This is a genomic window from Paraburkholderia sp. Ac-20347 (assembly GCF_017104805.1).
GTDB lineage: Bacteria > Pseudomonadota > Gammaproteobacteria > Burkholderiales > Burkholderiaceae > Paraburkholderia > Paraburkholderia tropica.
The window spans coordinates 1-22,465 of the sequence record NZ_JAAGPN010000061.1 but is presented as its reverse complement, the minus strand read 5'-3'; the positions used below and the strand labels follow the sequence as shown (position 1 = coordinate 22,465).

Annotated in this window: 19 protein-coding genes, 1 pseudogene and 1 riboswitch; of the genes and pseudogenes, 3 read left to right on the top strand and 17 right to left on the bottom strand. The window is 67.5% G+C overall.

The features are described 5' to 3' along the window. Positions 1–127 precede the first annotated feature (127 nt). From G3N97_RS14575 to G3N97_RS14565, 3 genes are all read right to left on the bottom strand, one after another. Entirely contained in the window at positions 128–595 is a 468-nt protein-coding gene (locus tag G3N97_RS14575) for a hypothetical protein (protein ID WP_205993837.1), read from the bottom strand. A 128-nt stretch (positions 596–723) separates the two neighbouring features. Continuing rightward, positions 724–1,287, bottom strand: a complete 564-nt coding sequence (locus G3N97_RS14570) for a peroxiredoxin (RefSeq protein ID WP_065061200.1) — start codon at positions 1,285–1,287, stop codon at positions 724–726. 194 nt (positions 1,288–1,481) lie between these two features. After that, positions 1,482–2,750 carry an EAL domain-containing protein gene (locus G3N97_RS14565; RefSeq protein WP_205993835.1) on the bottom strand — a complete coding sequence of 423 codons (1,269 nt, stop codon included), beginning with the start codon at positions 2,748–2,750 and terminating at the stop codon, positions 1,482–1,484. A gap of 677 nt (positions 2,751–3,427) precedes the next feature. Between G3N97_RS14565 and G3N97_RS14560 the strand changes: the two genes are divergently transcribed. Both G3N97_RS14560 and G3N97_RS14555 read left to right on the top strand, forming a co-directional pair. Then, positions 3,428–5,218, top strand: a complete 1,791-nt coding sequence (locus G3N97_RS14560; protein ID WP_241030578.1) for a GGDEF domain-containing protein — start codon at positions 3,428–3,430, stop codon at positions 5,216–5,218. A 48-nt stretch (positions 5,219–5,266) separates the two neighbouring features. Then, the gene (locus G3N97_RS14555) at positions 5,267–6,724 is read left to right on the top strand and encodes an HDOD domain-containing protein (protein ID WP_205993864.1); all 1,458 of its coding nucleotides are present in this window, start codon (positions 5,267–5,269) and stop codon (positions 6,722–6,724) included. A 109-nt stretch (positions 6,725–6,833) separates the two neighbouring features. Here G3N97_RS14555 and G3N97_RS14550 read toward each other — a convergent pair whose 3' ends face one another. The 14 genes from G3N97_RS14550 to G3N97_RS14485 form a co-directional block, all read right to left on the bottom strand. Next, positions 6,834–8,099, bottom strand: a complete 1,266-nt coding sequence (locus G3N97_RS14550; RefSeq protein WP_241030577.1) for an EAL domain-containing protein — start codon at positions 8,097–8,099, stop codon at positions 6,834–6,836. A 505-nt stretch (positions 8,100–8,604) separates the two neighbouring features. After that, the gene (locus G3N97_RS14545) at positions 8,605–9,399 is read right to left on the bottom strand and encodes an ABC transporter substrate-binding protein (protein WP_205993829.1); all 795 of its coding nucleotides are present in this window, start codon (positions 9,397–9,399) and stop codon (positions 8,605–8,607) included. A 265-nt stretch (positions 9,400–9,664) separates the two neighbouring features. Continuing rightward, positions 9,665–10,735, bottom strand: coding sequence for a succinylglutamate desuccinylase (gene astE, locus G3N97_RS14540; RefSeq protein ID WP_205993828.1), 1,071 nt, complete (start codon positions 10,733–10,735; stop codon positions 9,665–9,667). Then, positions 10,719–12,083, bottom strand: coding sequence for an N-succinylarginine dihydrolase (gene astB / locus G3N97_RS14535; RefSeq protein ID WP_205993827.1), 1,365 nt, complete (start codon positions 12,081–12,083; stop codon positions 10,719–10,721). Before astB ends, astE begins: the two co-directional genes overlap by 17 nt. A 9-nt stretch (positions 12,084–12,092) precedes the next feature. Beyond that, positions 12,093–13,556 (bottom strand): succinylglutamate-semialdehyde dehydrogenase, encoded by a 1,464-nt coding sequence (gene astD, locus G3N97_RS14530; protein ID WP_205993826.1) that lies wholly within the window; start codon positions 13,554–13,556, stop codon positions 12,093–12,095. A 43-nt stretch (positions 13,557–13,599) separates the two neighbouring features. Further along, positions 13,600–14,631, bottom strand: a complete 1,032-nt coding sequence (gene astA / locus G3N97_RS14525; protein WP_205993821.1) for an arginine N-succinyltransferase — start codon at positions 14,629–14,631, stop codon at positions 13,600–13,602. Continuing rightward, positions 14,628–15,752, bottom strand: a complete 1,125-nt coding sequence (gene aruF / locus G3N97_RS14520) for an arginine/ornithine succinyltransferase subunit alpha (RefSeq protein ID WP_205993819.1) — start codon at positions 15,750–15,752, stop codon at positions 14,628–14,630. The genes astA and aruF overlap by 4 nt, the downstream gene beginning before the upstream one ends. Positions 15,753–15,783: 31 nt before the next feature. Continuing rightward, positions 15,784–17,001 (bottom strand): aspartate aminotransferase family protein, encoded by a 1,218-nt coding sequence (locus tag G3N97_RS14515; protein ID WP_205993817.1) that lies wholly within the window; start codon positions 16,999–17,001, stop codon positions 15,784–15,786. Positions 17,002–17,252: 251 nt separating this feature from the next. Next, positions 17,253–18,320: a GlxA family transcriptional regulator gene (locus tag G3N97_RS14510; RefSeq protein ID WP_205993863.1), complete on the bottom strand. Its 1,068-nt coding sequence runs from the start codon at positions 18,318–18,320 to the stop codon at positions 17,253–17,255. Between the two features lie 55 nt (positions 18,321–18,375). Continuing rightward, complete coding sequence (locus G3N97_RS14505) at positions 18,376–19,164, bottom strand: ABC transporter ATP-binding protein (RefSeq protein ID WP_065061245.1); 789 nt, start codon at positions 19,162–19,164, stop codon at positions 18,376–18,378. A 51-nt stretch (positions 19,165–19,215) separates the two neighbouring features. Next, positions 19,216–19,929, bottom strand: coding sequence for an ABC transporter permease (locus G3N97_RS14500; RefSeq protein ID WP_205993815.1), 714 nt, complete (start codon positions 19,927–19,929; stop codon positions 19,216–19,218). 19 nt (positions 19,930–19,948) lie between these two features. Further along, positions 19,949–20,638, bottom strand: coding sequence for a histidine ABC transporter permease HisQ (hisQ, locus tag G3N97_RS14495; RefSeq protein WP_065061188.1), 690 nt, complete (start codon positions 20,636–20,638; stop codon positions 19,949–19,951). Between the two features lie 308 nt (positions 20,639–20,946). Next, positions 20,947–21,690: a CbtA family protein gene (locus G3N97_RS14490; protein WP_205993813.1), complete on the bottom strand. Its 744-nt coding sequence runs from the start codon at positions 21,688–21,690 to the stop codon at positions 20,947–20,949. Between the two features lie 12 nt (positions 21,691–21,702). Continuing rightward, positions 21,703–21,924, bottom strand: coding sequence for a CbtB-domain containing protein (locus tag G3N97_RS14485; protein ID WP_205993811.1), 222 nt, complete (start codon positions 21,922–21,924; stop codon positions 21,703–21,705). A gap of 76 nt (positions 21,925–22,000) precedes the next feature. Beyond that, positions 22,001–22,110: riboswitch (cobalamin riboswitch) on the bottom strand. A 99-nt stretch (positions 22,111–22,209) separates the two neighbouring features. On the opposite strand from G3N97_RS14485, the pseudogene G3N97_RS14480 reads away from it, so the two are divergent. Further along, positions 22,210–22,465: pseudogene (locus tag G3N97_RS14480) on the top strand (hypothetical protein); the annotation flags it as partial.

Here is a 22,465-nt window from a genome sequence, read left to right as displayed (position 1 = left end):
GGCGCATCAGCAGCGTTTGCGCGCCGTTTGACCAGGCGCGAGACACACGATTGCGCCTGGTTTGTCCGCGCGCAAGTTCATGAACGACTGCAACGTCACGCGCTTCGTCACGCGCCTGGAACCGCCCTCAAAGCCGCTGCGCGATTGCCAGCGTAAAGATGCGCGCCCAGCGTTTCGCTTCGCCCTCGCCGGGCATCGGCAATTGCCAGAGCGGGTGTTTTGCATCGCTGACACGCAGCGCGACGTGCCAGCCGTTCGCATCGCGTTGCGCCTGCGCGTCCTGCAGATCCGCGAAGATATACGCGCCGTGCGCGCCCTCGCACGTGATTTCGCACAGCCGCTTGCCCGCCGCGAGCCGCGCCTCGCCCCAGGCGCCCGAGACACGGTGCGTCCAGTCGCCGTCGCCGCGCAGATTGGGCGCAACCGCTTGCCGACGACGCCACCAGCGCACGGCCAACGCCACGATTGCGGCCGCGACCACCACCGCCACGCCCACGGCCACGCCGAGTCCGAAGCGCGCGGCGAGCGCATGAAACGACCACACCGCGCCATAGACGAGCGCGGCGAACGCGAAGAGCAGAACGAGAATCGGCATGCGGGAAACGGCGAAAGCGAAGGGAGAAGAAGCACAGCGAAGGCGGCGTCGCCTGCACACGGCAGGCGGCGCGCAAAACAACGCATCAACCGGCGCGCGCGGCCTTCACGCCACGCGCGCCGCGCGCCTTATTGCTGCGGATGCTGCGCGGCCCATTCCTTCACGGCGCGCAGCGTGTTTTCCACGTGCTGGTCGGGCGAGAGACTCGTGTACTCGTAGATGACCTTGCCGTCCGGCGCGATCACGTACGAGACGCGGTTGGCCATCGACTCGTGCATCGGCATCGAGGCGTCGTAGGACTTGATGATCTTCGAGTCCTCGTCGGCGGCGACGGGGAACTTGCTGCGGCACTCGCTCACCGAGAACTTCGTGAGCGTGCCGATGTTGTCGTGCGACACGCCGATCACGGTCGCGCCGTACTTCTTGTACTCGTCCACGGCTTCGGCGAATTCGTGCGCCTCGATCGTGCAGCCCTTGGTGAACGCGGCCGGATAGAAGTACACCACCACCGGGCCCTTCTTGAGCTCGGAGGCGAGCGAGTACGTGTAGGTCTTGCCGCCCAGCGACGCCTGGGTCGTGAAATCGGGCGCGGCGTCGCCCGGCTTGAGCGTGGCCTGCGCAGTCAGGGCGAACAGCGACAGGCCGGCGCACACGAGCGCCGCGGCGCCGGCCGCGAAATACCTCGGTTTCATAGCGGATGTCCTCGGATGTCCTCGATGGGGCACGAATGGAGCGCCGGGACCGCGGCCCGCGACGGACCGCCACGGGTCTTCGGCGCCGCCCCTATTGGACCACAGTCCGCGTGTGCACGCAGAGCGCGCATCCAGCCGCGTGCGGCGAACGGGCAATCCGCATGCCCTTACACGCGACTTTCAACGCGCGCCGATCAACCGTCCGCGTACGCCGAGAACCACGCGCCCGCCCACAGATTGAGCTCGCCGAGCAACTGCGGCGTGAGCGCGGCAAAGCGTCCGCCCGCTTCGACGATGAGCGTCTGCGCGCGGGTCTCGTCGCCGCGCTCGCACGCATGCGCGACGCGCAGCAGCATGCCGAGTTCGCCATGCTGGCCGTCGACGGCCGCGGTGATCTCGCGCGCGAGGCCCAAGCCTTCGAGCGTATCGGTGGCCGTCGAGCCGACCAGCACGTGCACGAGCGAAAAGATGCCGGTCATGAACGCGGCATCGGCGAAATCGGGGTCGTTCGGCGCGAGACTGCGCGCGGCCAGTTCCATGAAGTGCGAGCGCGTGCCCGCGAGCTGCACGAGCGGATCGGATGCCCACGGCAGATCGCGGCCGCTTGCGTAAAGCAGCAACTGCGCCCAGCGCGCGATCTGGCGCGTGCCCGCAGCGAGCACCGCCTCGCGCAGCGACGAGATCGGCCGGCCCGGCGCATACGCGCTCGAATTCACGAGGCGCAGCAACTGCACCACCACGCCCGGATGACTGCGCAGTTCGTGTTCGAGCGCGGCCACGCCCACGTCGCTCGCCACCAGCGCGAGCAGGCGCACGAGCGCGAGACGCGACGCGCGCATGCGCGGCGCACGCAGCATCTGCGGACGCGCGAAGAAGTAGCCCTGGAACAGCTCGAAGCCGAGGTCGCGCGCGTACTCGAATTCCTCGCGCGTCTCGACCTTTTCGGCGATCAGCGTCTTGCCCGCGGCGGAGATCGCGGCGGCCAGCTCGGGCAGTTCGGCGCGATCGGTCTGCAGCAGATCGACCTTGACGATATCGGCGTACGGCAGCGCTCGGCGCAGGTTGTCGGTGAGCGCGCTCACGTCGTCGAACGCGATGCGATAGCCCACGCGGCGCAACTGCGCGAGACGTTCGAGCACGGCGACATCGAAGCCCACGTGTTCGAGCACTTCGAGCACGAAGCGGCCCGGCGGCAGCAGATGCACGATGTCGTCGAACAGCAGTTCGCGGCTCATGTTGACGTAGCCGTGATGGCGACCGAGCACGGCGGGCACGCCGAGCTGGCCCATCGTGCGCGTCATCACCTGAGCGGTGGCATGGCGGTCGTCGAAGACTTCGGCGCGATTTTGCGCACCGCCGCGAAACAGCAGCTCGTAGGCGTTCAGCGCGCCGTTGCGGTCGATGATCGGTTGCCGCCCGAGATAGACGAACGGCTGCGTACCGACGCCCGCTGCGTGATGCATGGGCTCCTGGCCGCCTTCGCTGGCCCCGTGTTCCGGCCTGGCGGACGATGACGATGAATCTGACATGGCGGATGACTGGAGCGGATAATCCCGGACAGCAGGTCCCGACGGTAGTAGTAATAACCGGTAAGAATTTTGCCCCTGCGGACAGGCTCTCAACGGACCTTCGCTCCGGACGCCTGGCCGCTCACACAAGCCTCCGGGCGCGGCCAGCGTATGCATCGCGCATCGGCGCGGGCAGGCTGCCGGCGCCACTTTAACCGAAACTGCGTGCGCTGACACCGCTCGCTGCCGTGAGTTCGCACACGGGTCGAATTTTCCGTTGTGTTTCGGTTTTGGCACTAAAGATTTCGCGCGCAAGGTCGATATCACGGTCTGATGGGCGTGTTCAGCCAGATGCCGATGCGCCCGCCGACCGGACCACTGCGGCCTCACGCTCTGGCGTGCCGCGCAGGGAACCGGCGCAACAACGATCAGATCAAGGGTTGCCAGCGATACACATGGAAGCGAACAGGATCACCGCGCCCCGCCCGGGCTGGCTGCGCTCGGTCATCGGCCGGCTACGTACGCGCGCCGGGCTGCCTGGCGAAGCCGGCGTCCCGCTCGCCTCCACGAGCGGCGCGCCGCTGTCGCCGGACGCGCATGACGCGCCGCACGACATGACGCTGGCCGCGCGCATGCTCGAAGCGCCGTCTGACGCCGTTTCGCGTTCGTTCGAGCACACGGCGGCGGCCGTCGACTTCCTCGTGCACGTGGACCGCAACCTGCGCTTCCTCTACGTCTCCGACGCGAGCCTGCGTTTCGCCGGCTATCACCGTGAATTCCTGCTCGGCGCGACGCTGCACGACCTCGTGGCGCCCGAGCATCAGACGCGGCTCAACGAGCTGTTCGCGCGCGCGCTCGAAAGCGGCGCCGTCGAGAAGGACACCGTCGACCTCGTCAAGGCGCTCACCTACCCGCTCGCCGTCGAGCTGCGCGTGCAGCGCGCGGCCTATGCGGGCATGGACGGCTTCGCGGTCGCGGGCTTCGATGTCTCCGCATGGCAAGGCGACGCCGCGCGCCTCACGCACGCCCTGCATCACGATCCGCTGACCGGCCTGCCGAACCAGGCGGCGCTCGGTCCCGCGCTCGAAAGCGCCCAGGCCGACGCCGACCGTCACGGCCTGCCGATCGCCCTGCTGCTGCTCGATCTCGACGACTATCAACGCGTGAACCGCGCGCTCGGCTACGACGCCGGCGACGAACTGCTGCGCGAAACCGCGCGCCGCCTCACGCATCTCGCGCTGCAAGGCGAGCTGATCACCCGCATCGGCAGCGACGAGTTCGCGATCCTGATCACGCCGCAACTCAACGCGAGCCCCGGCGATCTGCGCGTGACCGCCGAAGCGCTCGCGCGCCGCCTGCTCACGTCGATCCTGCAGCCTTATACGTTCCGCGACCAGCCCGTGCATCTGTCGGCGAGCATCGGCATCGCGTTCTATCCGGACCAGCGCGCGCAAGGCGGCCTGCCCGGCATCCTGCGCGAAGATCCGCACGAGACCGCGCACGATCTGAGCGACATCCAGGCCGACAGCACGCCGCTGATCCGCCGCGCCGACCAGGCGCTGCAACAGGCGAAAGCGGCGGGCGGCAACACGATGATGTTGCACGTGCCCGACGATGATCCGACCGACGCGATGCTGCTGAAGCTGGAGTCCGACCTCTACGACGGTGTGCGCAACGGCGAGTTTTCGCTGCACTATCAACCCATCACAAGCAGCGCCACACGGGGCGTCGTGGGGGTCGAGGCACTGATCCGCTGGCAACATCCATTGCATGGGCTCGTGCCGCCCTCAACATTTATTCCCCTTGCGGAATCCGTCGGCCTGATTAATTATCTCGGCAACTGGGTTTTGAAAGCGGCCTGCATGCAGTTGACGCAATGGGACGAGCAAGGCATCTCCTTGCAGTACATTGCGGTCAATGTATCGCCGCAGCAGTTCCGCAATCCGAGATTCAAGGACAGCGTTCAGGAAGCGATCCAGCTCACCGGGCTCGATCCGCGCCGGCTGGTGTTCGAGATTACCGAAAGCCTGCTGATGCAGGATCCGCAGCACGCGGTGAAGCTGCTCGAAGAGCTCACGGGCCTCGGCATCCGCTTCGCCGTGGACGACTTCGGCACGGGCTATTCGAGTCTTGCGTACCTGCAGCGGTTTCCGCTTTCGAAATTGAAGATCGACCGCAGCTTCGTGGAGAACCTGCTCACCTCGCGCAACGATCAGGCGATCGTCAACGCCGTGGTGGGCCTCGCGCGCACGCTCGAACTGGAACTCGTCGCCGAGGGCGTCGAGACCGAGGCGCAGCGCGAATTGCTCACGAAGATGGGCTGCGACCACATCCAGGGATGGCTCGTCTGCAAGGCGTTGCCTTCGGAGGAACTCTCGCAGCGGTTCGAGTCGCGCAGTCTGCACCTTCACGGAGTGCACTGATGGCGGCACCGATATACGCTGGGCTTTTGCGAAATTGACATGGTTCAGATGGTAAAGGCAGTCCTGCTCGACCGGCTCTGGGCTCGCATGAACGAGCGCGGCGACTTCCCCATGCTGTCGCAATCGCTGCGCACGACGGTCGCGGCCATGACCAACGACGACTACGACTTCAGCGCGCTCGTGAAAGTCGTGCTGTCGGACTTCGCGCTCACCCAAAAAGTGTTGCGCCTCGCCAACTCGGCCATGTACATGGCCTTCGGCGGCAACATCACGACCGTCACGCGCGCGCTGATGGTGCTCGGCATGGACGCGGTCGGCCATCTCGTGGTCGGCCTGAAGATCGTCGATCACTTCCATCACAGCGCGCCGCGCCGCATCGATGCCAAACTCGAACTGAACCGCACCATGCTGTCCGGCTGCGTCGCGCGCAAGCTCACCGAGCGCGGCGACCTGCGCGCGGGCGAGGAAGCCGTGGTCTGCACGCTGATGCGCCAGGTCGGCAAGCTGCTCGTGGTGTTCTATCTCGAACCCGAGTGGGACCAGATCCGCCGCGAATGCGACGCGGGCACGAGCGAGGACGAAGCCTGCATCGACGTGCTCGGCGTGACCTTCGCCGAAATCGGCCAGGACGCGGCCGCGCGCTGGCGCCTGCCCGAGGCCATCCGCGAAGGCATGGGCGAGTACGACCCCGCCGGCAACGAGTCGCGCCAGGTGCAATGGCTGCGCGCGATCACGAACTACTCGACGGAAGTCGCGCGCGTGCTGACCACGCCCGGACTGACCGACGAAGTGCGCGAAGAGCACATCGCCGAACTCGCGCAGTACTATGGCCGCGCGCTCAACACCGATCCGGAAACGCTGGTGCAGATGAGCCTCGCGCTCGCCAACGAGGAAGCCGACGACGGCGTGATGCGCGAGATCGTCGAGCTGCGCGCGAACGCGGACGCCATCGCGCGCGAGGCGCTCGACCCCGAGGCGCGCATCGCCGCGGGCGTCGAGGATCTGCGCGCCCTGCCGCCCGACAGCGCGCTCTCGGCGGCGCTCACGCTCGCCACCGAAACCGTGCTCGCGGGCCTCGGCTTCGCGCGCACCGTCGTGTTCGTGCGACGCGGCGCGAACATGTTCGAAGCGCAGCGCGGCTTCGGCCCCGACGTGGAAGACGGTCTCGACAAGCTCACGTTCAGCGCCACCTTCCAGCCCGATGTGTTCCATCTGGCGATCGCCAACTCGGTGGGCATCTTCATCGAGAACGCACAGGATCCGAAGATGCTCACGCGTCTGCCGGGCTGGTATCGCGCGCGTTTCGACGACACGCGCGCCTTCGTGCTGCTACCGGTCGCCGCACAGGGCGAGCCGCCCGTCGCCCTGCTCTACGGCGACTGGATGACGAGCCAGGAACCGCGCCGCATCTCGCAGAAGGAAATGAGCGCGCTCAACGAGCTCGCGCACGAACTCGCGCGCTTCTTTGCCGGCGACGCGGTGAAGACCCTGGCAAAATCACACTGATTCGACTCGCGATCGACTCGCGAGCAGCGTCGCCACGCGACGTTGCCGGTGCAAAACAAAACGGGGCGCCTGGCGCCCCGTCTGTTTTTCTGCGTGAATAAACGCGCCTTTACTCCTCGACCTGCACGAGCCCTTGCGCTTCCGCGTCGCGCTCGGCCATACCCGCCCATTCGGCCGCCTGCAAGGCCAGCGCCGCCACCGCGCCCGCGTCGAGCGGCGCGAGATGCTCGCACGCCGTATCCACAGCGGCCCAGTCGCCGCGCTCCAGCGCCTCGCTCGCATTGAGCAATTGGCCGAGCACGCCTTCGCGGCGCAGGATCGCCGCGCGGATCGGCTTGGCAAGGCGCAGCACTTCGAGCGCGCCTTCGATCGGGCCGCCGAACACGGCATCGACGAACGAGAACACGCCCACGAGAAACGCCGAATCTTCTTCGGTCGGACCGGCTTCGGGCAGCACCGCCGCCGCCATTTCCATGAAGCGCGCGCGCGTGGCCGCGAGCTGCAGCATCGGGTCGTCTTCAAGGGAAATCTTGCGGCCGTCCGCGTACAGCAGCAGTTGCGTCCAGCGCGCGATGCGATTGGTGCCGGTGGCGTTGATCGCCTCGCGCAGCGTCGTGACCTTGCGGCCGAGCGCGAAGCTGCTCGAATTCGCGAGCCGCATCAGATGCATCACGAGCACGGGATTGAGCTTGAGCTCCGCTTCGAGCTGCATCACCGTGGGCTCGGACGCGAGCAGTTGCAGCAGGTTCAGCAGCGCCTGACGCGAGGCGCTCGCGCGGCGCGCGCCGCCGTGCGGCTTCGTGAAGTAATAGCCCTGGAAGCGGTCGAAGCCGAGCGCATGCACGCGCTCGTAGTCGTCCTTGTTTTCGACGCCCAGCGCGACGAGCAGTTTGCCCGCCGCCTTGAGCACGCTCGCGAACTTCGGCAGCATCGTGGCCGCGATGTCGCGAATATCGATCTTGATCGCGTCCACGTAAGGCAGCAGCCTGGCGAACGATTCGTCGGCCTTCGTGACGTTGTCGAGCGCGAAGCGAAAGCGCTTGCCATGCAGCTTGACGATGCGCGCGATCACCTCGGGGTCGGCGCCCACGTCGATCGGCAATTCGAAGGTCACGCGGTCGGCGGGCAGACGCAGCAGCGCGTCGTCGAACAGCATTTCGCGCGTCACGTCGATCCATGCCGGATGGCCCGTGAGCGCGGCGCGCAGCGCGGGCCGCGTGAACGCCTCGACAAGCACGGCGGCCTGTGACGGAGGCGCGAGCGTGAGCCCTTCCACCGCGTTCGCCGCGTTTGCGGGATCGGCGGGCGTGTGACTGTCGGCCGGTTCGCCTTCTCGTGCGACGATGCGCGGCAAGGTTTCGTAGGCGCACAACATGCCGTCGCGATCGAGCAGCGGCAAGCGCGCGAAATACACTTCGACGGAATCGGCGCGGTCCTGCGTGGCGCCGGACGACGCGCCCGAAGGCGTGCCGGCCACGGCACCCGACGTGTGCTGGTCTGCGGTATTGAAGCTCATGGGTCCCCCGCGTGGCGCCACGTTTGTCGTCGCGCCCGTCTGGTCTCTCTTCGTTCGACTTCTTCTTGCTCGCCTGCGGACCGCGATGCGGCGCCGCGGCGCGTTCCAATCCCACCTTTAATTCTTACTTTTTCTTACCCGCAGATTTTATCCTGGCAGATAGGTCCGGCATATGAAGCGGACGCTCAATTCACGAAAATAATCGCCATGTTACGCGTTCAGTGGCGCGCGCGCGACGGCGCGCACACGGCCCTCTACAGCGACTCGCGCGGACATTATTCCGGATTCCGAACTATTGACGCGTAAAAAATACCGGCCGGTGTCAACCGGCCGGTCGGGCGCTACGCGATGACGCCGCGTGCGCTTACTTCAGCACGACCTTCACGTCGAAGTATTTGGCGGCGATCTTGTCGATCGTGCCGTCGGCCTTCAGTTCCTTCAGCGCGCCGTTGAGCGCGGCCTTGAGCGCCGCGTCGTTCTTGCGCACGCCGTAGCCCACGCCCTCGCCCAGCAGCTTGGCGTCGACGACCTGCGGACCCGCGAACGCGAAGCCCGCGCCTTGCGGCTTGTTCAGGAAGCCCTTCGAAGCGGCTTCGGCGTCCTGGAACGCGGCGTCCAGACGGCCCGAGACGAGATCGGCGTAGATCTGGTCCTGCGTCTGATAAGGCACGACGTCAACGCCCGCGGGCGCCCACTTGGCCTTCGCATACGACTCCTGGATCGTGCCCTGCAGCACGCCCACGTGCTTGCCCTTCAGCGATGCCGGCGTCGGCAGCAGCGGGCTGCCCTTCTTCGCGATCATCTGGTTCGGGATCGCGTAGATCGGATCGGTGAAGTCGATCGCCTGACGACGCTGGTCAGTGATCGTCATGTCCGAATTGATCGCGTTGAACTTGCGCGCTTCGAGCGCGGGAATCAGGCCGTCGAACGAATTTTCGACCCACACGCACTTCGCCTTGAGCTTCGCGCAGACGGCGTTGCCGACGTCGATGTCGAAGCCCTGCAGTTCGCCGCTCGGCGACTTCGATTCGAACGGCGCATACGACGCCTCGACGCCGAAGCGGATTTCCTTGATATCGGCAGCGTGCGCCGCGCCGGCGGCCACGGTGACGGCCGCGCAGAGCGCGAGGCGGGCCAGCTTGTTCCAGTTCATGTTCATCAGTGTCTCTTTCCAGTCGGTTTACAGCGCGCTCCGGTGGTCTCCGTCGCGCTTGGGGCAGGATCGCTGCGCCAAAAAAGCGGCTCAAACGGCCCCATCGTTTCTGATGCGCCGCAGCAACCGCGAGGGCGCGATTGTACCGCGCCCGCGCACGCGGCCCGAAAACGCCCCTACGCCGTCGGCGAGCCATGCGGCGCGGGGGGAAATTGCAATTGGATGTCGTGGATGCGCAAGCGCAGAGCGGCGCAGGCGCGCCGCTCGCGCGTCAGACGAGCGCGGCCAGCGTTTCGCCGGTCGTCTCGACGACGAGCAGGCCCGCGCGCAAACCCGGCTTCACGGACGGATTCGGGAACACGATGCGCTCCTCGTCGTGCGCGACGACATAGCGATACGCGCCGTCCTCGGCGAGCACGGTGCCGCGCGCGAACGGCGTGAAGTTGGCGACGTCGGCGGCCACGTGCAGTTGCAGCGCGTCGCTCTGCTTCGTGATCTGGCCGATCACGGTGAAGACACGCGGCATCGGCGCATCGGCGTCGGCGCGCGCGCCCGACACGAGCCGCCGGATCGCGGCATCGGCGTTCGCGAAACGCGCGAGGTCGTTCTGGCCGAACGGACGCACCTTGCCGAGTTCGAGCGTGCAGGCGGTCGCGCCGCACGCGTCGGCGGTAAAGGACGAATAGGTCGCGCCCTTTTCCGTGTGGATCAGCACGGCGGCGATGCGCGCGTCGGCGAGCCAGTCGAACATCGCACGCGAAAGCGCGCCGCCCGTGTACGGCAGGAGCGCGAACTGTTCGAACGCCGAGGCGCGGATCGCCGTATGCAGGTCGAGGTGCCAGCGCGTACCGGCACCGTCGGGCGTGGCTTCGGGCGCGGTTTCGAAAAAGCGCTGCGCCGCCTGTTCGAGCGCGATCGCGCGCGGCGCTTCGCGGCTCTGCGGCACGCGCGCGTGGCGGCCGCCGAACAGACGGTTGAGGTCGTCGTCCTCGTAGCGCGTGGCGGCGCGCATCGCGGCCGCGTTGCCGAGCACGACGAGCAGACGGCACGCGAGCGGCAGACGCCCCGCCGCGATGTCCGCGACCATCTGCGAAAGCAGCTCGATGGGCGCGGTTTCGTCGCCATGCACGCCCGCCGAAATCAGCACGCTGCGCGCCGGAACATCGGCATCGACATCGCCATGCGCCGGTTCGAGCAACAGCACGCCTTCGTCCTGCCACTGCCAGCGCACCGCGCCATTCGCGCACACGCCCGCTTGTGCGTCGTCGTGCGCGGGACGCCAGCCCGCCAGCGTGGCGGCGAGGAAGTCGGCGAGCACGGCGGAATCAGCGCTGGAAGTCATAGAGCGAGCCGAGGCCGAGAATCTGCGTGAGTTCGTCGAGCGCCGTGCGCGACTCCGCGAGCAGCGCCGGATCGGTGAGATCCTGCGGCGCGAGGCGGTCGCGATAGTGCTTTTCGATCCACGCGTCGAGGCGCGCGAACAGCGCGTCGTTCATCCACACGCCGGGCGCGACGGCGGCGCGCTCCGCTTCGCTGAGCACCACGCGCAGACGGAGGCACGCGGGACCGCCGCCGTTCTTCATGCTCTCGCGCAGATCGAATACGAGCACGTCGTCGATCGGACCGGGCTTCGCAACCAGCTCTTCGAGCCAGATCGCCACGCGCGGGTTCTCGCGGCATTCCTGCGGCACGACGAGCACCTGCTTGCCGTCGGCGCCGCTCAGCAACTGGCTGTTGAAGAGATACGACGTGACCGCGTCGGCGACGCTCACCTGCGCGTCCGGCACCTCGATCACGTCGAACGCCGCGCCCTGCGCCGCGAGCTTCGCGCGCAGTTCGTCGTAGACCTTGCTTTGCTCGACGAACGCGCGCTCGTGGCAGAACAGCGTCGTGCGGTTGCCCACGGCGATCACGTCGTTATGGAATACGCCCGCGTCGATCACGTCGGGATTCTGCTGCGCGAACACGGCGATGTCGTCGCTCAGGCCGTGGCGCTGCGCGATCGCGCGGCTCGCCTCGAAAGTCTGACGCGCCGGAAAGCGCTTCGGCTCCGGTCCGCGACGGTATTCGCTGCGACCGTAGACGAAGAATTCCACGCCGCGCTCGCCGTATTGCGCGCAAAAACGCGTGTGATTGGCCGCGCCTTCATCGCCGAGCGCGGGCGTGCCGGGCAGCGCTTCGTGCACCACGAAGTGCGACGGGTCCGCGAAAATCGCGCCGAGCGTGCGGCGCGTGTACTCGTGCTCGATCGCGCGATGCAGCTTGCTGCACAGGTTCGCGGGCGTGAAATGCACGCGCCGGTCGGGCGTGTCGGCCGACGGGCTCACGGTGGCCGCATTCGCGGTCCACATGGCCGACGCCGAGCTGGCCGCCGCGAGCAGTTCGGGCGCGTCCTTCGCGGCGCGCGCGATCGCGTCGGTTTCCTTGCCGCTGAAACCCAGCTCGCGCAGCAGACGGATCGACGGCCGCTCCTGCGGCGGCAACACGCCCTGCGCGAAGCCGAGATCGGCGAGCCGCTTCATCTTGCGCAGACCCTGCTGCGCGGCGGCGCGCGGATTCGCGACCGACTTCTCGTTGTTCTGCGACGCGACGTTGCCGAACGACAGCCCCGCGTAGTTGTGCGTCGGGCCGACGAGTCCGTCGAAATTGGCCTCCAGGGTGGCCTTGGACCCGGTTGCGGAATGGCTCATCGTCGATCCTCAGAATTGAAGGCCCGGCGAAACGCTCGCGGGCATCTGCAGTTGTGCGCTTTCCACCGAGGCCATCGGCCACGCGCAGTAGTCGGCTGCGTAGTACGCGCTCGGACGGTGATTGCCCGAGCGGCCCGGACCGCCGAACGGCGCGCCGCTCGACGCGCCGTTGGTGGGCCGGTTCCAGTTGACGATGCCCGCGCGGATCTCGCGCGAGAAGCGCTGCCAGAGCGCGGCATCGTCGGCGAGCAGACCGGCCGAAAGACCGTAGGCGGTGTTGTTGGCCTGGGCCATGGCGTCGTCGAAACCGGCGTAGCGCACGATCTGCGCGAGCGGGCCGAAGTGCTCCTCGTCGGGCAGATCGGCCACGCCGGTCACGTCGAGAATGCCGGGCGTGACGAAGCCGAGCGCCGGGTCGCGCTGCGTCATCGGCAGCAGCGCCTTCGCGCCGCGTTCGAGCAGCATGGCTTGCGCTTCCATCAGCTTGCCCGCCGCGCGCGCCGAGATCACCGCGCCCATGAACGGTTGCGGATCGGCGTCGTACTCGCCCACCGCGATGCGCGACGACACCTCGACGAAGCGCGCCAGAAAGCGCTCGCCGAACGCGTCGGACGGCACCAGAATGCGGCGCGCGCAGGTGCAGCGCTGCCCCGCCGACAGAAACGCCGACTGGATCGCGTGATGCACGGCGGCATCGACGTCGTCGACCGGCGCGACGACGAGCGGATTGTTGCCGCCCATCTCCAGCGCGAGCACGATCTCGGGCCGGCCGCCGAACTGGCGATGCAAATGCGTGCCGGTGTTCGAGCTGCCGGTGAAGAACAGCCCGTCGATCTGGCGATGATTCGCGAGCGCCACGCCGGTGTCGCGCTCGCCCTGCACGAGGTTCATCACGCCCGCGGGCAGTCCGGCGTCGCGCCAGATTTCGACCGTCACGCGCGCGACATCGGGCGCGAGTTCGGACGGCTTGAACACGACCGTGTTGCCGGCGATCAGCGCGGGCACGATATGGCCGTTGGGCAGATGGCCCGGAAAATTGTACGGACCGAACACGGCCACCACGCCATGCGGACGATGACGCAGCACGGCCACGCCGTCGGCCATGTCGCTGCGCTTTTCGCCGGTGCGTTCGTTGTAGGCGGTGATCGAGATCGCGACCTTGGCCGCCATCGACGCCGCTTCGGTGCGCGCCTCCCAGAGCGGCTTGCCGGTTTCGCGGCCGATGGCCTGGGCGAGCTGCTCCTTGCGTTCGGTGACGAGCGCCGCGAAGCGCTTGACGATCTCGCAGCGCGCGTCGAGCGACAGATTCGACCACGCCGGGAACGCTCGGCGCGCGGCGCTCACCGCGCGCTCGACGTCGTCCTCGTTGGCGGCGTTGCCGCTCCACACGATCGCGCCCGTGCCCGGATTACGCGACGCAAACGCGGCGCCCGAGGCCGCGCACCATTGCCCATCGATGAAAAGCTCGTTCATGACTCGTCCTGTTGTTTTGCTCGCGCGTGCTGCCTGTTCGCAGTCACGCGCCCTGACGCCGAGCGGCGCCCAGCACGCGCACCGGCTCGCCTTCGCGCACGCCGAGCGCGGCCGCTTCCTGCACGCTCAGCGTGAACGCGCCGTCGCTGACGACGCCCGGCGCGAAACCCACGCGGAAATCCGCGAGCGACGTATTCGAGACCAGCGAGCGCACGCCCTCTTCGGCCGTCTGCGCGCCGATGCGCACGGGCACCACCACACTCTCGCGCACCGTGCGCAAATCGGCGATATGGCATTCGAGCACGGGGCCCGCATCGAAAATATCGACGTGATTCTCGTAGCGCAGCCCTTCGCCTTCGAGCATGCGGCGCGCGGGCACCGTGTCCGCGTGCGTGAGGCCCACGCACGCCTGCGCCTCCTCGGGCAGCAGTTCGACGTAGACGGGGTAGCGCGGCATCAGCTCGGCGAGAAACGCCTTGCGGCCATGCGAACTCAGATAATCGGCGGCATTGAAATCGATCTGATAGAAGTGCGAACCGACCGCGCGCCAGAACGGCGAGGTGCCTTCGCCGTCGAAATGGCCGCGCAATTCGGCGCAGATGCGTTCCGGAAAACGCTCGCGGAACTGCGCGATGAACATGAAGCGCGAGCGCGACAGCAGCCCGCCCATGCCGCCCGTGCGATGGCGCGGCGAGAGGAACAGCGAGCACACTTCCGCGTAACCGGTGAGGTCGTGCGAGATGTTGAGCGCGCGCATGCGCGTCCAGATGCCGAGGTCCTGGCTCGCGTTCACCACCGTGCTCACGCGATAGTTGTAGAACGGCTGCGTGAGGCCCACGGCCGTTTCGATGCCGCAGACGCCCGCCACGTCGCCGCTCGCGGTGTCTTCCATCACGAAGAAGTAGCCCGCCTCGGCTGGCGCGGCTTCGCCCGCGAGCGTGCGCCGCGTGCGCTCGATGCGCGCGGCCAGCGCCTCGCGGTCGGGCTTGAAGGTCGTGAGACCGGGGCCGGTTTCCTGGGCCAACGCGACGAGCGCGTCCACATCGCCCGTCTGCACGACGCGTACCACGATCATTGCGCTTCTCCCATCGAATTGTCGTTGTCGGGCGTCTCGCGATACAGCGGCGCGCAGCGCACGCGCGCGCCGTCCTGCACGTTCAGCGCCGCGCGCGTGGCGGCGTCGAGCGGCGCGTCGGCGACGAGGGCCAGCGGCGCGTGCGGTGCATGTGGCGCGTGCGCGTTCGCTTCCTGCACCGGCAGCGTGGCGAGTACGCAGCGGAACTCGCCGCCCTGTTCGCTGGCGACCAGATAGGTTTCGGAAACCTGCGCGCCCGTTTGCGCGCCCGCGGACGCGCCTTCACGCACCACGCGCGTCGCGTTGCCCGCGACCGAGGCCGTGCGATCGACCTGCGCCGTGAGCACCGGGCCCGCGTCGAAGATATCGACGTAACGGTCCGGCTCGAAACCTTCTTCGAGATGAATCTCGTACGCGAGCAGCGCACGCGGATCGGGCTCGCCGAGCACGCGCTGCGCCGCTTCCGGCAACAGCGGCACGTAGAGCGGATACGCGGGCATCACTTCGGCGATGAAGGTGCGGCTTCTGCCGCCCGAGGCCATTTCGATGTCCTTGAAATCGCGCCCGAAGAACTTGCGGCCCACCGCTTCCCAGAACGGCGAGGCGCCCGCGTCGTCGGTCACGCCGAGCAGCAGCGAGAACACCTCGGGCGTGAAGCGGCGGCGGTTCATCGCCACGTACATCATGCGCGCGCGCGACATCAGATGCGCCGCCGCGTCGCCGCGCAGCGCGGGATCGATATAGAAGCCCGCGAGGCGGCTCTTGCCCGTGAGTTCGTGCGACATCGTGAGCGCGTGAATCTTGCGGTTCACGTGCAGTTCGCGCGAGGCGTGGATCAGCGCGTCGTTGCGGAACGCGTAGAACGGCTCCGAGTAGCCCGCCGCCGCGATCAGGCTCGACGTGCCGACGAGCCGGCCCGTCGCCGAATCTTCGAGCACGAAGAGATAGAACTCCTCGCCCGGAAAGTCGACGTCCGCGCGAAACGAATCCTCGGACAGCGCGATGCGCGCTTCGAGCGCCGCGCGGTCGTGCGGCAGCGAATGCAGCACGGGCTGCGCGGTGCGGGCCATGTGCGCGATCGCGTCGAGATCGGCGAGCCTGGCGGGGCGAACGAATAGCATCGTCGGTCCTGTGATGGAGAATGAACGCCGGTCAGTGCGCGCCGACCACGTCTTCGAACGCCTGTTCGAGGCGCGCGAAGCCCTCGTCCAGATCGGACGCCGGCATGATCAGCGAAGGCGCGAAGCGCAGCACGTCCGGACCGGCGATCAGCATCATCACGCCGCGATTCGCCGCCGCGCCGTTGAAGTCCTTCGCGCGGCCCGCGAAGCGCGCGTTCAGTTCGGCGCCGATCAGCAGGCCCTGGCCGCGCACTTCCTTGAACACGTCGAAGCGCGCGTTCAGCTGCGCGAGCTTCGCGCGGATCGTCTCGCCGCGTTCGCGCACGCCCGCCAGCACCGCCGGGTCGCTGATCAGCTCGACGACCTTGTGCGCGATGGCCGCGCCGAGCGGATTGCCGCCGTAGGTCGTGCCGTGCACGCCCACCTTGAAGTGCGCCGCGATGGCTTCGGTCGTGAGCATCGCGCCGATCGGGAAACCGTTGCCGAGCGCCTTCGCCGTGGTCAGGATGTCGGGCGTCACGCCGGTCTGCTCGTAGGCGTAGAAGGTGCCCGTGCGGCCCACGCCGGTTTGCACTTCGTCGAAAATCAGCAGCGCGCCGTGCGCGTCGCAGGCCTCGCGCAGCGCGCGCAGGAAGGCCGGATCGGCGGGAATCACGCCGCCTTCGCCCTGCACCGGCTCGACGATCACCGCGCAGGTTTGCGGGCCGATCGCGCGCCTGGCGGCGTCGATGTCGTTGTACGGCAGATGGATGATGCCTTGCGGAATCGGGCCGAAGCCTTCCGAATATTTCGGCTGGCCGCCGACGCTGACCGTGAAGAAGGTGCGGCCATGGAACGACTGCGTGAACGAGACGATCTCGGCCTTCTGCTCGCCGTGGCGGTCGAAGGCGACGCGGCGCGCGAGCTTGAGCGCGGCTTCGTTGGCTTCCGCGCCCGAGTTGGCGAAGAACGCGCGATCGGCGAACGTCAGCGACTCGAGCTTCTTCGCGAGGCGCAGCACCGGCTCGTTGGTGTAGCCGTTGCCGATGTGCCAGAGCTTGCCGCCCTGCTCGTGCAGCACCTTGAGCAGTTCCGGATGCGCGTGGCCGAGCGAGGTCACGGCGATACCGCAGGCGAAGTCGATGTAATCGCGCCCGGCGGTGTCCCACACGCGCGAGCCTTCGCCGCGGTCGGGCACGAACGGCGCGGGCGAGAAGCACGGCACCATCACTTCGTCGAAGGTCTGGCGGCTCACAGTCTGGTCGTTCATGGCGAATCCTTGTGGTCTCGAATCGGGTGCCGATTCAGGTTCTCGATTCAGGCTCGTGCCGCGCGAGGCGCGATTGGGGTACGAACCGGATGCTAATGGGCTCAATCGAGCGAGTATCGGTTGCAGTGTAGGCAACCGCGCTGCAAACGTCTTGCGCAGGCGCGACGCGTTTTTTCGTCAGCGGCGGCGCGGCGGGGTTTCATCCGGCGATCGAGCACGTTTCGTGCGCCGGGTCACGCTTCAATCACGCCTCAATCACGCTCGGGCGGCTCCACCAGCGCCCCGGCGCGCGGCTCGGAATTCGCGCCGCCGTGCTGACGCTCGATCCAGTTGCGCCGATCCTCGCGCGGCGTCACGCCGAAGCGCTCGCGATACGCGTTCGAAAAATGCGCCGCCGACGAAAACCCGCACGCGAGGCTGATCTGCACCACCGACTTGCTGGTGCGCTGCAACTGCGAGCGCGCTTTCGCGAGCCGCAGGCCGAGGTAGTACTTCGACGGCATCGCGTTCAGATACTGCCGGAACAGGCGTTCGAGCTGACGGCGCGAGACGCCCACGTGCCCGGCGATCTCGTCGGTCGTGAGCGGATCCTCGATGTTCGCTTCCATCAGCATGAGCGCGTCGTTCAGGCGCGGATGACGCTCGCCGGGCGCGGTCACGAACGGAATGCGCTGACGCTCGTCGCCGCTGCGCAGCGTGCTCGCGCCCATCGCGTCGGCGATGCGGTCCACGAGTTCGGGGCCGTGCTCGCGGCCGATCATCGCCAGCATGAAGTCGAGCGTCGCCTGGCCGCCCGCGCAGGTCGCGCGATCGCGGTCGATCTCGTAGAGATGCTGCGTGACGATGGTGCGCTCGAACTGCTCGGCGAACTGCTGGTACGTCTCCCAGTTCACGGCCACGCGATAGCCCTGCAACTGCCCGGCCATCGCGAGCCACCAGACGCCGTGATGAATGCCGGTGACGAGCGGCGTGCGCTGCCCGAGGCGCGCGAGGCTGGCGAGGAACAGGCGATAGTCGGCGAACTGCTGATAGCGCTCGGTCACGACGATCAGCCAGTCGCACGCGAGCGCGTCGCCGAAGGTGCCGTCGGCGGGCCACTGCGCGCCGCCCGCGAGCGGCACGGGCCGGCCGTTCCACGAGTACATCTGCCAGCGGTAGAGCGCGCGGCCGTCGATCTCGTTGGCGAGATTGAGCGCGTCGACGATCGGGCCCACGCCCGACATCGACACCGGCGGCAGCGCGACGATCGCCACCTGCGTCGTGCGATTCGCGCGCGCGACGGCTGGCGTGGTCGATGCAACCGATGCAGTCGATGCCATCGAAGCGGCGGATGCGTTCCCTTCCTGGTTCATGCGCGGATACGGCTTGCGTCGCTTATTTCAGACTGCCCGACAGAAACTGGCGCAGGCGCTCGCTCTTCGGCGCGCCGAGCACGTCGGCGGGCGCGCCCTGCTCCTCGGTGCGGCCCTGATGCAGGAACATCACGTGATTCGACACGTTGCGCGCGAAACCCATTTCGTGCGTCACGACGATCATCGTGCGGCCTTCCTCGGCGAGCTTCTGCATCACCTTGAGCACTTCGCCGACGAGCTCGGGATCGAGCGCCGACGTCGGTTCGTCGAACAGCATCACGTCCGGATGCATGGCGAGCGCGCGCGCGATCGCCACGCGCTGCTGCTGGCCGCCCGACAGATGCGACGGATACTGCTTCTCCACGCGCGGCGCGAGCCCGACTTTCTCCAGATACTCGCGCGCGCGTTCCTCGGCTTCCTTGCGCGGCACGCCGAGCACGTGCAGCGGCGCTTCCATCACGTTCTCGATCACGTTCATGTGCGACCAGAGATTGAAGTGCTGGAACACCATCGCGAGCTTGGTGCGGATGCGCTGAAGCTGCTTGTGATCGGCCACTTCGAGGCCGCCGTCACGGGCCGCTTTCGTGCGCACCGTTTCGCCATCGACGACAATCTCGCCCGCGTTCGGCTTCTCGAGGAAATTGATGCAGCGCAGGAACGTGCTTTTGCCCGAACCGCTCGCGCCGATGATGCTGATCACGTCGCCCTTCTTCGCGTCGAGCGAGACGCCCTTGAGCACTTCGTTGTCGCCGTAACGCTTGTGGATGTCGCGCGCGATCAGCTTGCTCTCGCCCGCAGGCGTCGTTTGCATCGTCTGAGCCAAGATGGTCTCCAAAAAAATGTCGCGTCAGTGCAAGGCGATTCAGCGCGTGCGCACGGCCAGATGGCCGAGCCAGCGCTTTTCCGCGCGGCGGAACGCGGCCACCAGCACGCACGATACCGCACAGTAGATCAGCGCCGCGAGGCCGAACGACTCGAACGAGCGGTACGTGGCCGAGTTGGCGTCGCGCGCCACCTTGAGCAGATCGGGCACCGTGGCCGTGAACGCGACCGTGGTGGCGTGCAGCATCAGGATCACTTCGTTACTGTACAGCGGCAGCGCGCGGCGCAGCGCCGAAGGCAGAACGATGCGCCAGTACATCGTGAACGGGCTCATGCCGTAGGCGCGCGCCGCTTCCACTTCGCCGTGCGAGGTCGCGCGGATCGCGCCCGCGAAAATCTCGGTGGTGTACGCGCAGGTGTTGAGCGCGAACGCGAGGATCGCGCAGTTCAGACCGCTGCGGAAGAACGCGTCGAGAAGCGGCTCGCTGCGCACGAAGGCGAGACTGTACACGCCCGTGTAGATCAGCAGAAGCTGCACGTAGAGCGGCGTGCCGCGAAACACGTAGGTGTAGAAGCGCACCGGCATCGACAGCCAGCGCCGCTGCGAGACGCGCGCGACCGCGAGCGGCACCGCGCACACGAAGCCGAACGCCACCGACACCACGAGCAGCCAGAGCGTCATGGCGAGGCCGGAGACGTGCTCGCCGTCCCAGTAGAGGAACGCGCGGCCGAATTGCTGAAGGATTTCGTTCATCGCTTGTGCCCTTGCGGTGTCAGAGTTGCGCGTGGCGCACGCCCGCCGAGTAACGGCGTTCGAGCCAGATCAGCGCGAAGTTCGAAATCGTCGTGATCGCGAGATAGATGAGCGCGGCGATCAGCAGGAAGAAGAACAGGTTGAAGGTGCTGCGCCCCGCGTCCTGGGCGGCCTTCACGACATCGGCGAGACCGATGATCGACACCAGCGCCGTCGCCTTCACGAGCACCTGCCAGTTGTTGCCGATGCCCGGCAGCGCGAAACGCATCATCTGCGGAAACAGGATGCGGGCGAACACGCGCGCGCCGCTCATGCCGTAGGCGTAGCCCGCTTCGAGCTGCCCGCGCGGCACGGCGAGAAACGCGCCGCGAAAGGTCTCGGTGAAATACGCGCCGTAGATGAAGCCGAGCGTGAGCACGCCCGCCACGAACGGATCGATGTCGATCTGCGCCATGCCGAGCGCGTCGGTGGCCTCGTTCACGCCGATCTGGATGCTGTAGAACAGCAGCAGCATCAGCACCAGGTCGGGCACCGAGCGGATCAGCGTGGTGTAGGCCGTCGCGCAGGCCGCGAGCGGCCGGTTGAACGAGAGCTTGGCCGCCGCGCCCGCGAGGCCGAGCAGCACGGCCACGCCCAGCGACAGCAACGAGAGTTCGATCGTCTGGATCGTGCCGGCGAGCAGCACCGGGCCAAAGCCGTAAAGCATCACGCGCGTCTCCGGGGAAGTCGTTGTCGAGATCCCGGGCGCGCAACAAAAGCCCGGGAAGTGGCGCGGATCGTCGCAGCGCCAAATTGTTTGCTCAAACGCGCCCGGCGCGCGTGCTGCATTGCACCAATTCCCGTCGATGCAGACCGCCGGGCCCGGCGCGGCGGCGTTTCGCCCGCACTGTCAGGGCGCGATGCTTTTGAAAGGCGCAAAGACAACGCCCCGCCAGGCGCAAGCCCGCGGGGCGTTTTGACAAGTTTCGGGTCGCTTTTTCGATAGACGGCGCGGACCCGCGTATTTTTGGCGCGGCGTTAAGTGCGCTGCGCGGCCAGGCCGCCCGCGCGCGCGCCGGCGCGTTCGAGACGCTCGACCAGCGCGCCGAACAGCAGGCCGATCGTGGTCCAGAGGATCGCCTGCATGCCGATCGCGACGGTGCGGAATTTCCACAGCACCACGGCCGGGAACGCGGCGGGGACTTCGTTGATGACCGGCAGCGCGAGATCCACCGCGCCGATCACGACCACGAACAGCACCAGCGCGACGATCGACGCGTTCCACGCACCGCGGTTCGGCGCGAGCGCCGCGCGCACCTTGAGCGCGAACACCGAGACGGCGATCGAGATCGCGATCATCAGGAAGAACAGGCCGGTGCGATAGCCGATGGTGTCCGGGTCGCCGACCGAAGGCGGATTGGCCGGATATTTGAGGTTCGGCACCAGATAGATGGCGATGAAGGCCGCCAGCGCAAGCCACGCCGACAGCGCGCGCGCCGACAGCGGTCCCGTGCGGCCGCGCGCGTAGGCGAACACCAGAGCGAACAGGCCGCCGATCGACGCGCCATAGACCATCACGCCGGTAAAGAGACCGTAGCTCGCCTGCACTTCGCGGCTGACGATTTCCGGCTCGGGCGCTTCGCCCTTCGCGGCGTCGGCCTTTTCCTCGAACGAAATGGCCTGATCGACCTGCGGTTCGCCCGCGATTTTGGCGAACGAGAACGTGAGCAGTCCCGCGGCGATGCCGGCGAGCATCCCGCGTATCAACAGCTTGCCTACCATGTCAGCTCCCGGTCAGTGGCACGGAAAGCCGAGCAGATGGCGGCCGTCGTGAACGAATTCGTGGACGTACATGCCCGGGAAGATCGACGTCGCGCCCTGTTCGGCGCCGACGAAATACAGCGCCAGCAGCAGCATCAGACCGCCGAAGATGGCCCACGGCAGGATTTCGCGCAGGGGAATCGGCGCGGGCGTGGCGCCCGGAACCTGAGCCGGATGGAGGGCGGCTTGCGACATGGTGACTTCTCCTTTGGGGGTGACGCGCCCCGATAGTCGTTGAGTGTGGCGAGAAAGCGTTCAACCCGACGCTCAGGTCTGGCTTCCGTTGCTGCGCGCCGGGCCGCCCGAGGATCGGGCCTGGCGGCGTTTTTGATGCGCAAACGGTTACAGTGGCGCGACCGCGCCGGTCTTGCACCGGCTTCCGCGCGTCGGGGAGCCTGTATTCTACGCGCTGCCCCGGGCGGGCGCGGGCCGAATGTCTATCGGCGAATGGATGAGATTCAAGCGGGAGAACCCAACAGCATGCCGACGACTTCGACGACACTCTGGCTCGTGATGCACGCCGCCGACGCCGCGTTACGCGCGGGCACGTTCGCGCAGGCGGATGTTCGCGACGCGCACAGCGCCACGCTCAACGCGCTCGACACGCTCGACGCACTCGACGCGCGTGCGGAGGCAGACGTGAGCGCGTGGCGTGCGCATTGGCTCACACGGCTCGCCGACGGAACGCCCGCCGTGACGCTGACGAGCCCCGCCACCCTCGCCCGCGCGACGGCGC